The following is a 13890-nucleotide window of genomic DNA, read 5'->3' on the forward strand; positions in this document are numbered from 1 at the left end:
CACTTGGCCACTCAGTCCCTGCCGTCTTTTCGATCAATCGCTGTTGACTGAATGACCCAAGGGATGATTATCCGAGAACAAATCCCGATTGTGCTTGAGCATTTCCGTTATGACATCCGCCACCGCGGCTGCATCGCATACGCGGACAACGGCATCGCCAAGATGCCCCTTATGCATCGCGCCCCGACTTTCCAGGACCTCATCGACTTTCCAAAAATGCTCCGACCACGACAACCCGCAATGTCTGCGTGAAGGTACGGGGATTTCCGTCCCATCCGGTAACACCGTGTACAGCTTCTCATGGCCATCCGTTAACCTGCCCGGTATGTCCACCCACTCCTCGACGCCATGAATAAAGGTGTTGCGCTTTAAATCGACACCCACTAACAAAATCGTCGCCTTGCGGTCAAGCAGCTTGCCCCAAGCGGAGCCCCTAGCGCATGGCGTATCAAAACGATGATCGTCACTTGTGAACTCTTTGGAATCCCGACCTAATGCTGCCACGGAATGCGTGGGGTGCAGCGAACGCACCACATCCGGGCGTTTTCGAAAAAGCTCCGGCAGGACTCCGACACAGGATGGGGATTGGTCCACGTAAAATCTTGGATTATCCGCATTGATATAAGACCACGTGTGGGTGGGCAGCACCAGCAGCCCCTCTTTCATATACGCTGTCAGCGCATCGAGGACCGTGTCCGCGCCGCCTTCGACCAGCCCCATACTCTTCATGGAAGAATGGACCAACAGCGTCCCTTTGCCGTCAATGCCCAGCTGCTCTAATTGCTTCATTAAGCTTTCCCATGTGTGCATATTCTTCTCCTCCTGGGCCAGGATATCAAAACTGGCTGTCAATATTATTTTTCGATGATTTCCCAGTGCAGTTCGGCGGATGTATCGGTTAATAATTGCTGAAGCGCAGATTCAACAAGCTCAAGGCTTACGATGTACTGCTGAGGAAACTCACAGGCTTGGCCGCCTACTGTTATCTCAACAAAGTCGTCTTCTTCCTTCTGCGAACCGAGAAGGTTGTGAATGGCCGTGCTTGTCTCCACTGTCACAATGAACTCGTGACTGCCGCCGCCGATCATGATCATGTTATCTATATGCTGAATGCTGACCTGACTGCGTGTGGAGCCATCCATCTGTCGGATGACGTCCAGGCACTTCTCCAGCGATGCTTGAGCATGTTCGACCGTGTTCGCCACAGCTCCTTGCCGCTGTTCCTCGTAAATGGTGATCACCGATCAACACTCCTTTAATTAGGCTTTTATTGAAGATACGTCCATGATATAGAGTGCTGGGAATACTTGCAATGTTCCTATGTCTAACCGATTACAGATACCTTCTTCTATACATCAAGGTAATTTGATCCGCTATGTATTCAGCGCTGTATTCGGTACCATCCTTAATCCACCACATAATTATCCCCAGAAGGGATGATGCAACAATATCAACGGAGGCAACAACACTTGTGGAATTTAGGTTTCTTGCCTCTCTACGTTTTTCAATTGTGTTTTTCAACAGGGCAGCAAAAAAGAGAAAGCCATAGTGGCCCACTCTATAAACCAAAAAAAACTCTTCGAAGCCCGCCCGTATTCGAGAATCGAAGAGTTTTTCTTAGTGGCTTCTCAAAGCGTGCTCGATTCGCTTATCCGGCATGAACCAGATTACGGCAACAAGTACAAAAAAGAAACCGGATATCCAAACACTCACATAAGCGGTCAAGGCCGCAGTCAAGTAGAGTAAAGGAGATAGTTTCCCCTTCCAGTCTTTTCCTATCGCTCCGACGAATGAGGAATCGCCGGAATGCTGGTTCATAATCATGCGCTGAAGCAGCCAATACGAGAACGCCGCTAGCAATAGAATAATCCCGTACAGCGCCGTTGGAGTAGGTGCAAAATGGCTTTCCCCCATCCAAGCTGTCGTGAACGGCACAAGGGATAGCCAGAATAAGAGCAGCAAGTTGAGCCACATCAACCGTCCATTCATCGTTCGAACCATATGCAGCAGATGATGATGATTGTTCCAGTAGATGCCGACATATACGAAACTGAAAATATAACTAATAATTTTTGGTCCAAGTTCAACTAGCGCATGCCAGTCATGGCCTTCCGGCACTTTGAATTCCAGCACCATGATCGTAATAATAATGGCCAAAACGCCATCGCTGAATGCTTCCATCCGATTTGCTTTCAAAGCGTCTCACCTTTTCCCCTCGCATCATATGTCTCTTATTCCATTATAGAGATCGTTTGTCCTGAGTCTACCTACTTTTCACCTGAATTTTGGGTTTGACCTTGCAAGGTTAGAAATGTGTAAAATTTTTCTCGTTAGCATCTGTAACACCTCTATTTCGCTTTTAGTTTTTCAAGGTTTTGCTGGTGAAACCCCTTCGCACTATCGACGAAAAATGCGAAAGGAGCTGCTGCGGCAGCTCCTTCGTTATTTTCATAGAAATATTTATACTACCATGAGGGCAAGTAGGCATTGTCGTGGCTGTCGGGTCGTTACCGCCCGTCAGACCCTTACTTGGACTCAATACGCCCCAACGGGATGGCGCTCTCTTCCAGAGCCGCACGAGATGCCGGCCAGCTGGAATCGTCGAGGTCGAGCGCGTTGCGAAGGTAGGCCAACGTGAGTCGCTGGATCAGGGCAACTCGTTCGGGGCTCTCGTCCGTCGTCTCCGCGACGCTGTAACCGGAGATCCCGCCGAGCGAGTGCTCTGCCCCGAAGAGGGTGAGCAGGCTCTTGCTGCCCGGGCTCAGGAAGTACGGGTCGGTGAACCAGTCGGGCCCCCGAGTGGACAGTTGAGAGTGATCATGGTCCCCTGCTACCACGAGGGTCGGCGTGCTCATCTCCGCGAAGCTCGGGTTCATGAAGGGGAAGTGCTCTGCCGCGAACGGACTCAAGTCAGCTCCACCCTTGCCAGTCGTGGCAAACAGCACGCCCGCCTTGATCCGCGAGTCGGACATGTCCTCTCCCGGCTCGCCGTGGTTATCGAGGACTCGCGCGCCGAGCAGCATGCTCACCGTTTGGCCTCCCCAGGAGTGTCCGGCCGCGGCGATGCGACTCCGATCGAGGCGCCCACTGAGACCGGGAACGGAAGCTTCAATAAGATCAAGCTGGTCGAGGATGCGCTTCAGGTCCTCGACTCGGAAACGCCAGATCCGTGGCGTACGGGGATCGTCAGAAGGAAGGTTCAGCGTCCTCGAGTCGAGATGAGTGGGTTGAATGACCACGAAGCCGTGAGCAGCCCAGTAGTCGACTAACGGGCCGTAGCCGTCCAACGACCAGCCATAGCCGTGCGAGAAAACTATAATAGGCAATTCACTCCCAACCGCGGGCGCGGACACTCGCACTTGCAGATTCTCACCACGATCTGGGGCTGGTAGCACTACCGGCTTCACCGAGACGACTGGACTAGGCGAACTAATGTTGATTTTCATAATAAATGTTCCTTTCTTGAAGAAAGATTAGCCAAACCGTTTCTGGAAGGAAGCGGTCAAGCAGGTTCCCTGAAATAAACCGGGACCATAGGTTGACGCGTCAACTAGAATCAACTGTAGCATATTGTGGTTGACACGTCAACCGTGCTATGATGTTCCTATGGATAAGAACGAGCTAAACGAAGAGGAAATGCGAATATGGCATATGTGGAAAGGCTCCTTTCAGAGCATTTTCGGTCGCGTAATCAAAGAGATGTCCGAGCACACAGGACTATCAGAGGGTGATTATGGGGTATTGGATCGGTTAGTCCTTTTGGGGAATGGTAGCCTTCGCCAACAGGAATTGGCCGACTCGATGGACTGGGATAAGAGTCGATTATCACATCATCTGACGCGGATGGAAAAACGCAAACTTGTGATGAGGAAACCATTAGACACAGATCGCGGTGTTCAAGTCATCATCACTTCGGCTGGAAAATCGGCATTGGATGATGCCCGTCCCATAGTCTCTAAGGCAATTCGCAAACATTTCCTTGATCAATTAACGGATCAAGACATTGAGTCCATTACTAAACTTGCAGAAAGGACTAAAACAGGGTCTTCAGCGTCTTGTGAAGCCCCGCCGACATGACTGCGTTTTTGATGTTATTCATGAAGTGAATAAGTGGATCGGTACTCAATGTAAAGAACTCTCCAGACTCGGAGAGTTCTTTCATTTTTATGCATATATTTTCCGGCAGCTCCTTCTTCTTCATTTACGTTCGCTATGCATCAAATTCCACTCCGTATTTATGGAAAATGGACTTGTACTTATTTTCGAATATGGTCCATCGATTTCTACTCGGTATCCATATAAAGCCTTCATGCTTTTGTTCAAAGGGCTTATTTTACTCCGCCGCTTCCGCCAGCCATGCTTGCATAGCCGGAGATTCTGCCCGATTCAGGCGCAGGGCGATTTCGGTATTGATCTCATCCGGTGGCATGACTTCGACAAGGATGCAAACCGACTCTCGCGGTTGATTCAGGGCAAACACGGAGGTACATCCTCTGCCAACTTCCCCCTCATCAACGCATTCACTATTCGGGCATGCAACACGGGCAATGTCCCGCTATTGAACGTGTTGCTGACCGACCCGCTGCTCGGCATACAAGTGCGAATTGTGCGATTCGAGGTCGGAGCCTGCGAGACGCTGCAAGTACCGTTCGTGTTTCCGGATGTGGAGGAAGACACCCTCATCGTTAATTCAGTGAAGCTAACATCGGATAACGGACCAACTCGCGAAGCAAGCGCGTCGGTCACGGTTATCACGGAGGAAGAGGAGTAAAAAAATCGCCCTCTCACCGATGGTGAACGGGCGATTTTTTATGAATTTTCCAGCTATGTCCTCGAACTTGCTTATTCTCTCCACGCCCCTATTTACGTCTCTCCAATCACCCGCAATGCGAGTGATCAGCGTAAGCATGACTTGTACGATATCAGCCGGAGGAGCGTCGGGCCGATCAATCTCGCATCATGGAGAATCCTTCCTTCAGCACGAAGAGCTGCCTTGATAGAACTTCTTGCGATCACATATTTGCTTGTCGACCAATACCAATGATTTAAGGTACGGAGAGCTAATCAGCGTGGCTTCCGCATCCATGCCTTGGTTGACCCCCTCCATATCGACCTGCTTCGGAGTCAAGATTGTTAGCTCATAGGATGAAGTCAAGCCATCATACTCTGCCGTGATGAGTACGGTTCCTTCCGACTTCGCCGTTACTACACCGCTAGCGCTGATCTCCGCTATACTCGGATCACTGCTTGTATAGGTGACGTTTATCTCTACCTTTTCACGGCTTCCATCGCTGTATACAGCGGTAGTCACCGTTTGATCACTCTCCCCAACGGCCAGCGCAAGCAGCCCCTCGAGCTCAAGCCCAATCAGGCTAACCGGCTCGCCTTCGTTGCCTTCGGATACCGATTGTAAAACAGGCCGCTTACCAATACCGTCCCATCTCCAAACAGCGTTAAAGTCCCAACCTAATCTGTCCGTATAAGTGGATGGAGTCTCTATTTCAGTTGCAGATAGTCCTAATCCTTTCAGGCTTGTTAAGGATCCTTCAGCAACACCTTCCCGATCCACCATCATGCCATCAAATGCATAATTATTTTCAAGCGTTGCCGTGTGCCCCGCAAGAACTCGCCCCATCACCCGATTCGCCATCGTTGGCGTCGTAACCGAAGGGCCCAGGGCAATGACGTTTCTGACGACCGTATCATTGTATCCGTATCCAGTCACTCCGCCCGCATTGCTCGTCATCGCCCGAACGGTTCCAGACGCATACACGTTTTCTGTTAAGCTGCCCGAGTTCGTAATTCCGATTAGGCCGCCGGCCTGACTTACCTGAGCGGTTACATCCGCGGTAGAATAGCTGTTTCTTACGATACCATTGGAATAGCCTACTAGACCGCCGACTGTGCTGGAGCCTGTAATGGAGCCTGTTGAAAGACTATTCTCTAACTCGCCATTGTTCGTGTTGACGAGTATGCCTATTCTGCTCCCGCCAGTGACGCTGGCATCGATCATGGCTATATTTTTAATCACTCCGCCATTGAGATGGAATAAGCCGCCGCTTGAAGAATTAAAGTTAACTATTTTCTTCCCATCGCCATCCAAAACACCGGTGAACGAAACCACTTTAAATAGTGACTCAGCCGGTTGTCCGGCGTAATCCAAATCATTGTCCAAAATATACTTTTCTGCCGGGAAGCTTTCCATGACGTTCAAATCAGCAATGGACTTGATTTTGTAATAACCAGCTTCATTTCTTTCCAAAGGCACGACAGGCTCGCTTGCCTCTTCAGGATTACTGTTCAATACCGGACGCTTTAAAGCATCATTCCACATCCAAACCGACTCAAAATCCCATTTCAATATATTGATATACGTATTGGAATCTTCAACCTGTTGCTTTGATAGCCCTAAACCTTTTCTGTTGTCAGCAGCGGCAATACTTTCGCCTTCTACATCCACAATCATGCCATCGAACGCATAATTATTCTCAAGCGTTGCGGTATGCCCGGCAAGGACTCGCCCCACCACACGGTTCGCCATCGTCGGCGTCACGACTGAAGGACCCAGAGCAATAACGTTTCTAACAACCGTCTCATTATAGGCGTAGCCAGTCACTCCGCCTGCATTGCTTCTAAGCGCCTGAACAGCTCCAGATGCATACACGTTTTCCGTTAAACTGCCTGAGTTTGTAATTCCGATCAGGCCGCCAGCTTGGTTCAGCTGGGCCGTTACATCTGCAGTAGAATAGCTGTTTCTTACGATGCCATTGGAATAGCCCGCTAGACCGCCCACCGTGCTGGAGCCTTCGATTGTGCCCGTTACATAACTATTCTCTACCGTTCCGTTGTTCGTGTTAACGAGTATGCCTATATTACTCCCGCCAGTGACGCTTGCATCGACCATAGCTAGGTTTTTAATCGTTCCGCCATTAAGATGGAATAAGCCGCCGTTTTCTGATTTAACATTGTTTAACGATTTATTATTTCCATCAAATGTGCCGAGGAAAGGCGTCCCCTTAAATAGGGGTTCAAATAGCTGCCCTTCAAAATCAAGATCGTTTTCCAATATATAATTTTCATTTGGAAATTCTGAAATGGTCTTTAATTCGCTAATCGAACGGATGATGTAGTATCCATTTTCGTTCTGATCAAGCTTCGGCTTTGGAATATGATCTTCGTTAATTTGCTCCAAATTACTTTGCAGTAATGGACGTTTGGCATCTTCATTCCAGATCCAGATCGAATCAAAATCCCAACCGAGGGTCTCCATGAAAAAAGATGGCTTCGTGAATGCTTCTGCACCCACTCCCTGTCCTTTCTCATTGTTCGGATCATTCACTGTAACATTCTCACTGCTAACAAACATATTTTCATCGGCGTAATTATTGACTAAAGTTGCCGTCTCCCCAGCTAAAACTCTGCCGACAATTCGATTCGATGCCGTACCTGTAACAATAGATGGATTTAATGCCATACTATTTTGAATGACCGTATGGTTATATCCGTATCCGCTGATGCCGCCGGCATTGGATTCTTCTGCTATCACGGCTCCCATGGCATAGACCTGTTCGGTTATACTCCCCCGATTCGTAATTCCGATCATGCCGCCGGCTTGCTTGCCCCGTGCATTAACTCGAGCTGTTGAATAACTGTCTCTAACGATACCGTTCGAGTAGCCCACAAGACCGCCAACCGTAGAATTGCCTCTAATAGATCCGGTACTGTAGGCATATTCTACGATTCCATCATTCTGATCAACCAGGATTCCAACATTGCTTCGGCGTACATCAATGTCAGCATGGATGATTCCTACATTACGAATCGTCCCTTCATTAACAGCAAAGAGACCCGCGCCCCCTGAGGAGACCATAACACCTGAAATCGTATGTCCTTGCCCATCAAACGTACCCGTAAATGGAGTGCCATTCGCGCCAATTGCCTCGAAAAACACGCCATTCCCATCAATGTCCCGATCTAAAACAAAATGTTTGTCCGGGAATTCATGCATTTTATAAAGTCCACTGGCACTTTTGATTTGATAGGGGTTGCCTTCCGAACCATCGCCCAGCATTCCTTCTTTAGCTATGAACGGGTCCGTTAACGGCTCTTGATCGATTGGATTATTAACCAATCTTACGACGATCGTATGTTCATCGCCAAATGGAAGAGGGTTATCAAATAAGATGATTTGTTCACGTCCGAGATGTTCTAGCGTTGCTTCTTGAATCACCGTTTCCAACAGCTGTTCACCTGTATGATCACGCTTTTCCCCGATAACGGTGACGCGTTCAAGCGAGCTCGGATAATTCAAAACCCCAACGCCCTTCAAGACGTTATTTTCTACAATTGCGCTCGTTAAGTTCATATAATGTTCAGGTTGGTTCATCGTAAATGAATCAATTTCAACACCGTCGCTGTTGTAAGCTTTCAACGTGAGAGATTGATCGTTTGATTCTAAAATAACACCCGTCTGCTTATTTTCATCATACACGATATGATCCCAGTCAAATGATTTATTATCATAGAACGTTGGACCTGATGAACCAACGGTCACAAAAGTTGTTCCTAAATTCATCGCTTCTTCCGATATATCTTTTACACCGTTTCGTATGGTTGTCCGTTTATACACATGATCATGACCGCCAATATACATACTAACGCCAAGCCGTTCAAATGCTTGAGACAATTTCACTCTCATCATGTCCATACCGGTCTCATCGCCAGATTGACCGCCATAATAAGGATAATGCCCCATCACGATTTTCCACTTCTTGTCGGTTGCCCGCAAATCTTTTTCCAGCCATGACAGCTGCTTGTCGAAATCCAGCACAGAATTCAGAACAGCAATGTGCATATCGCCATAATCAAACGAATAATTCGTTTCCCGGTAACTGCCTTCACCATTCTTCGGCAGGTTGAAAAACCCGGAGAACGGCCCGATTTTCCGCTCCGTCGCACGTTCACGGTCCCCGACAATGTGAGCAGAAACGAGACCCATATCATTGTTGTAAATGTTGCTAAACACATCATCCCATGCATACATACTGCCGCCGTTCTCGACCAAGTCTCCGACTTGAATCACAGTCTGTCCGTTTGAATTTTTCTCCTGCAGAACGTCCAGCATATTTTTAAAGAGCTGGAAGCTTTCCGGATTTCGATCCGGAACTTCAAGATCTCCCATCACATACAATACGTCTTCCTCTGAAGCCAGCGCGGCCCTAAAGCTATAACTGTCGCTCCAAGGTCCAGTCGGTGACATTCCATACCGATAGTCATACGTAGTCCCTAAGTCGAGACCTGTTATATTCGCTTCATGAGCTGCAAGCACGCGATAATTACTCTTCGCAAACGTATCGCCATACGCGACTTGAAAATAAGAGACTCCCGCTTGTACCACTTCCGCATGGTCCCACGTCGCCTCTGACTCCGGTTTATACTGAACATATGACGTTTCTAACGCCTTATCCGTCACCAAATTTATTCCTACTTCACGTTCATTCCCACCTACATTAACAATGGGTTGAAATTCATTTAAAATTTTATCGGCATCCAGATTTTGTTGATCAACAAGTAATCGGATAAGTTCAACACGCGTATTTCCTTGAGCGTCGGTTGCTACATACTTAATGAAATATTCTCCATACATGTCGACCTTAAAATGCTGATTAGCTACGGCTACTTCTCCTTTATCGTTTAAAACGATGGCTTCCACCGATAAAGATTGACCGCGGTTATCTGTCGCCGAAGCGCCCAGCACCTCCACTTGATCCCCAAGCTTAATCGTGTCCGGATATTGTCCAAGAACCGTAATTTCAGGCGCGTGCACCGTGCCCCTCGTTTCATCACCAATCCAAATTGGAGCACTTATCGCTTCTTCACCGTCTGCTTGGAATGCTCTAACGAGGAAATAATCCCCATCTTTTGTTGCTAAGGTTACTTCCTTTTCAAATTTATTACTGGCAATATTGCGATACTCCTTGAGAATTTCACCGCTGTTTTTGTAAATAACAACTTTATCCAAAATATCGCTAGCATCAGGGTCATTTATCCGTACTTTAAGCTCTATTTCTTTTGTTTTGGCTGGAAGGATCGCCCCCATCATCTGACCTTTTGCTGAAACCGCCATTTCTAAGTTCCGGTCAAATGATACATAGGTGCGTTGGTTTCGCATCGCCTCGTAAAGACCTTCTCTTGTAAGGTTATCTCCCCACATACCGGTCACATGGGGCTGGACCATTCCCCAATTTCCTTTGTGCTCGTCTCCGCCAAACACAGGTGAAACATGCCAGCCTTGATCTAACGCCTTGGTATAGATTGCAAAATCATTGGAGGATTTGTATTCGATCAGATTAAGGTTTTTGTCAACGTCTCGGTTATAATGTTTAAATTCATTGAAACTCCAATTACCTGACAAGCGTGGATGATTAAACTGAGCAATCGCATTAGGATCTTGAGCAAGTCTTGCGTAAAAGGTTGGCAAATCATATTTGATGTCGCTCCAGCCCCAAGTGCCATCCGCACCTACTCCATGTGTTCTTGCAAACCATGGGGCATTAAATAGGTTGATATGACCCGATTCATCATACCAAGTCACTTCCGTACCAGGCAGCGTAATAAATTCGTGATCACGATTGTGAGCATCGGATTGCTCATGCAGCAGCTTGTATTCTTCTGAATAAGAGTCTTGAACATTCGTAATGAAATCACTGCCCGTACTGATATCATAAGTGACGTCGTGTTCCGTCACTGCAAAAAAATCAAAATCTGTATTACTTTTCACAAAATTATAAGCATCATTAGGCAGCAATATCCCGTCACTGAGAGAAGTATGGGAATGCATGTGACCTTTGAACAGTGAAGCTCCTAAATACTTAGCTCTATCTTTTTTAGAAACACCCTCTTCTTTATCTGAGGACGCGAATATATTAATTCCGTAACACAGACTAACAACCCCCGCAATAAAACAAGCCATCACAATAAAAGGCAGACTTCTTCTTTGGGACTTCAATTAACATCCTCTCCTTTTTCGGCTTAAATGTAATACAGGTATCTGATAAACAAACAGCCCCTAAACCAAAAAATGCAGTCTGAAGGCTGTTCATATCATCTGTCTTGTTCATCACAGTCGCAACAATCGCTTAATGATAGGTGCAAGCGACTGTGCCATGCGCAAAAATCCGAGGTCCGTTGGATGCGTTCCGTCAACCGTACAATCATTGACGAAATCATCGCCTAGCAGCTTAAAGCCGTCAACGAAATGGATATTACGGTCTCCTTCTGTCCGCCTCTGTTCCACATTCTCAATTTGGATCAGCCTGCGGCGATCATTAAGCTCCCTCCTCTCCATATAGAACTGGTCTTCGGCAGTGCTAATCCTTGAGACTACTAGTATAGGAACTTCGGGATGCCGATCTCTCAAAATTTGGATGAAGGCAGGCAGCGTTCGTGCGATGTTTCCGGCCTGGCCCGTATTCCCTTCATAATCAAGAATGAATAGCGCCGGATCATCGATTTCCGACATGATATGCGCGAGCTCCGGCTCGCCCTTTCCATTCCCCGAGAAGCCAAGATTTACGAACTCCACCGGAATCCTACGGCTGAGAATATTAGAATAAGCCATACCCGGCCGGGAGGCACATCCCCCTTGCGTAATCGAAGTTCCATATATAATAACGGGTCTACTGCTTGCATAGGCAGGTGCATCGCTTATGACAGCATCCTTATCTACACCGATCCACACCTCTTCTACCCCTTGGTAGAGCGGCAAGTTTAAGGTGACGGCCACATCTTTTTTTGTATCCCACTGATAAAGCTGTGATTCATATTCACTTTCCGTTGGTTTGAATTTAGCCGTCGTGATAAAGCTCTGCTCTCCCGGCTCTCCAAGATAGCAGTCAACCCCGCACTGCCCTGTAGGCGGCATATGATACATATTGGCCGGTCCGGCAAGACGCACCCTTATGACCAGCCTTGAAGAATTGGTGCGAAAGCGAATTTGCCCACCTGCCGTACAATAAGCAAGCGTATCAACCGCAGGCGGCAAGACAGCTTTAGAAGCTATAGGCAGGCGTCTGTATACCCCATCCTGCTTGAGCCATGGGAAGCCTGCGATGTGAAAGGGCGCTTCAAGCGGAGAATGCCATCTTAACTGCTCGCCATTTTTTGTCTCCGGGTATATAGTTCCGCCCAGTTGATCCAGGTTTATCTCTTTCGATTGTACGGCCATCTATATCCACTCCCTCACTATATTTACTAGAATACGTTTGCTGCGTTTACTCCATTTGGAATACATATTTCCGAATCGCCTGAGCAACGCCGTCCTCGTTGTTGGTAGCCGTGATGACGTCCGCTATGGATTTGATATGCTCTTCACCGTTGGCCATCGCCACACCGAGACCTGCCGCCTTCAGCAACTTCGCGTCATTATCACTGTCTCCCATAGCAATGACATCGGACATAGAGAATCCCAGCATCTTACAAACCTCGATCACTCCGCTTTCCTTTGTAATGCCTTTAACTGAAATCTCCATATTAGTAGGGGCCGAACGGGTAACCTCAAGCGTACCCCAACTAAGCAGCTCTTCCTTAATTTCCGCGAGCCTCTGTTGATCATGGCTGCCGATGCCGAATTTCATCCAATCCCGTTCAAACATCTCAGGCGTCCAGTCCTTGGCGCCTGTCAGGCTTTCCACACTGTAGCCCCAATACCACTCGCCCCGCTCGGCAGCAATGGCGTGCATATCGCGGACCGTGTCCCGAGGGAGGAAGACCCGCTTCTTAAGCCTGCCAGGTCCCTCCCAAACTTCTGCGCCATTGAGCAGCACCATCGGGGAATCGAGCCCCAGCTCATCCCAGAAGCCCTGTGCAGTTTGCAAGCCTCTTCCGGTGGAGAACATTACTTGAACACCCTGATCTACTGCAAATTGAAGCCACTTTTTGGTCTCTTCCGTAATGTGCTTTTCATCCGTCAGAAGAGTCCCGTCCAGATCCAATGCAATCAGCTTATATTTCGCTTTCACTTGCTGCACCGTATTCATCCCTTCACCGCTCCCATCGTCGCGCCTTCCATAAGAAGCTTTTGGAATAAAATATAAATAATAATGGACGGTACCATTGCAATGGTTACACCGGCAAACAAAGTTACCCAATCCGCAGTAAACTCCATTTGCTTATTTGCAGAATACATTTGCACCGCAATGGGATATTTCTTTGGATCGCTCAAATAGATGAACGGCGCTAAGAAATTGTTATAGAACCCTAGAAACTTGAATACGCCAACGGTTACAATTCCCGGTGTAGACAAAGGAACAATAACACGCCAAAACTTTTGGAATAATGTAGCACCATCCATCGTTGCGCTCTCCTCAAGCTCCATCGGCAGAGAGCTCATAAACCCTCCAAGCAGCATAAGGTAGAACACGCTTTCCCCCAGACTGGACAGGAGAATTAATCCGGTCAAGCTGTTGGTTAAATTCAGTTCCCTCATAACTACATACTGGGGTACAAGCGCATTGATGCCAGGCAGGAACAGGGATAACATGATCAAACCCCAAATCAATTTTCTACCTTTGAACTGCATTCGAGTAAGCGCATAGGCGTTAAGTGTCGTGAAGAACAGTCCAAGCACCAGACTTCCGCCAACATAATAAAGGGTATTCAAGAGTGATTGCCCAAAACCGTATTGATTCCAAGCCTTCGAATAATTCTGCCATCTTAGTTCCGAAGGCAGCGCCCATATATCTTTAAAAAACTCAGGATTGCTTTTTAACGATTCATAAATAACCCAGATTAAAGGAAATAATATAGTCAGCGACCAGGCATACAGCACCCCGCGCCACACAATGTCCATTAACGTTCGTTTTTCCTTCAACTATATCCCTCCGAACCTTC

Annotated in this window: 12 protein-coding genes and 1 pseudogene; 2 read left to right on the top strand and 11 right to left on the bottom strand. The window is 47.7% G+C overall.

Annotated features, from left to right (window positions below; all coding sequences use genetic code 11):
• Nucleotides 1-33: 33 nt before the first annotated feature.
• The 6 genes and pseudogenes from PLA01S_RS13910 to PLA01S_RS33185 all read right to left on the bottom strand — a co-directional run.
• A complete protein-coding gene (locus tag PLA01S_RS13910; RefSeq protein WP_127592730.1) occupies nucleotides 34-810 on the bottom strand; it encodes an AAC(3) family N-acetyltransferase in 777 nt (258 codons plus the stop codon).
• Nucleotides 811-854: 44 nt separating this feature from the next.
• A complete protein-coding gene (locus PLA01S_RS13915; protein WP_127592731.1) occupies nucleotides 855-1241 on the bottom strand; it encodes a hypothetical protein in 387 nt (128 codons plus the stop codon).
• Between the two features lie 91 nt (nucleotides 1242-1332).
• The gene (locus PLA01S_RS13920) at nucleotides 1333-1557 is read right to left on the bottom strand and encodes a TetR-like C-terminal domain-containing protein (RefSeq protein WP_246059495.1); all 225 of its coding nucleotides are present in this window, start codon (nucleotides 1555-1557) and stop codon (nucleotides 1333-1335) included.
• 60 nt (nucleotides 1558-1617) lie between these two features.
• Nucleotides 1618-2196 (bottom strand): TMEM175 family protein, encoded by a 579-nt coding sequence (locus PLA01S_RS13925; RefSeq protein ID WP_127592732.1) that lies wholly within the window; start codon nucleotides 2194-2196, stop codon nucleotides 1618-1620.
• Nucleotides 2197-2525: 329 nt separating this feature from the next.
• On the bottom strand, nucleotides 2526-3029 hold the full coding sequence (locus tag PLA01S_RS33180) for an alpha/beta hydrolase (RefSeq protein ID WP_443093760.1): 504 nt from the start codon (nucleotides 3027-3029) through the stop codon (nucleotides 2526-2528).
• Between the two features lie 9 nt (nucleotides 3030-3038).
• Nucleotides 3039-3446, bottom strand: a pseudogene (locus PLA01S_RS33185) (alpha/beta hydrolase family protein); the annotation flags it as partial.
• Between the two features lie 160 nt (nucleotides 3447-3606).
• Here PLA01S_RS33185 and PLA01S_RS13935 point away from each other — a divergent pair.
• The gene (locus tag PLA01S_RS13935; protein WP_127592734.1) at nucleotides 3607-4077 is read left to right on the top strand and encodes a MarR family winged helix-turn-helix transcriptional regulator; all 471 of its coding nucleotides are present in this window, start codon (nucleotides 3607-3609) and stop codon (nucleotides 4075-4077) included.
• Between the two features lie 256 nt (nucleotides 4078-4333).
• Here PLA01S_RS13935 and PLA01S_RS13940 read toward each other — a convergent pair whose 3' ends face one another.
• Nucleotides 4334-4480, bottom strand: a complete 147-nt coding sequence (locus PLA01S_RS13940) for a DUF4303 domain-containing protein (protein WP_246059497.1) — start codon at nucleotides 4478-4480, stop codon at nucleotides 4334-4336.
• A 78-nt stretch (nucleotides 4481-4558) separates the two neighbouring features.
• On the opposite strand from PLA01S_RS13940, the gene PLA01S_RS13945 reads away from it, so the two are divergent.
• Entirely contained in the window at nucleotides 4559-4771 is a 213-nt protein-coding gene (locus PLA01S_RS13945) for a hypothetical protein (protein ID WP_127592735.1), read from the top strand.
• A 204-nt stretch (nucleotides 4772-4975) separates the two neighbouring features.
• Here PLA01S_RS13945 and PLA01S_RS13950 read toward each other — a convergent pair whose 3' ends face one another.
• The 4 genes from PLA01S_RS13950 to PLA01S_RS13965 all read right to left on the bottom strand — a co-directional run bounded on the left by PLA01S_RS13950 (nucleotide 4976) and on the right by PLA01S_RS13965 (nucleotide 13870).
• On the bottom strand, nucleotides 4976-11008 hold the full coding sequence (locus PLA01S_RS13950) for a CehA/McbA family metallohydrolase (protein WP_246059499.1): 6033 nt from the start codon (nucleotides 11006-11008) through the stop codon (nucleotides 4976-4978).
• Between the two features lie 111 nt (nucleotides 11009-11119).
• Entirely contained in the window at nucleotides 11120-12226 is a 1107-nt protein-coding gene (locus tag PLA01S_RS13955; RefSeq protein ID WP_127592736.1) for an SGNH/GDSL hydrolase family protein, read from the bottom strand.
• 46 nt (nucleotides 12227-12272) lie between these two features.
• On the bottom strand, nucleotides 12273-13037 hold the full coding sequence (locus tag PLA01S_RS13960; RefSeq protein ID WP_127592737.1) for a Cof-type HAD-IIB family hydrolase: 765 nt from the start codon (nucleotides 13035-13037) through the stop codon (nucleotides 12273-12275).
• Nucleotides 13034-13870 carry a carbohydrate ABC transporter permease gene (locus PLA01S_RS13965; protein WP_127592738.1) on the bottom strand — a complete coding sequence of 279 codons (837 nt, stop codon included), beginning with the start codon at nucleotides 13868-13870 and terminating at the stop codon, nucleotides 13034-13036. Before PLA01S_RS13965 ends, PLA01S_RS13960 begins: the two co-directional genes overlap by 4 nt.
• Nucleotides 13871-13890 lie beyond the last annotated feature (20 nt).

The sequence above is a fragment of the Paenibacillus lautus NBRC 15380 genome (assembly GCF_004000945.1).
Lineage (GTDB): Bacteria > Bacillota > Bacilli > Paenibacillales > Paenibacillaceae > Paenibacillus_AQ > Paenibacillus_AQ lautus.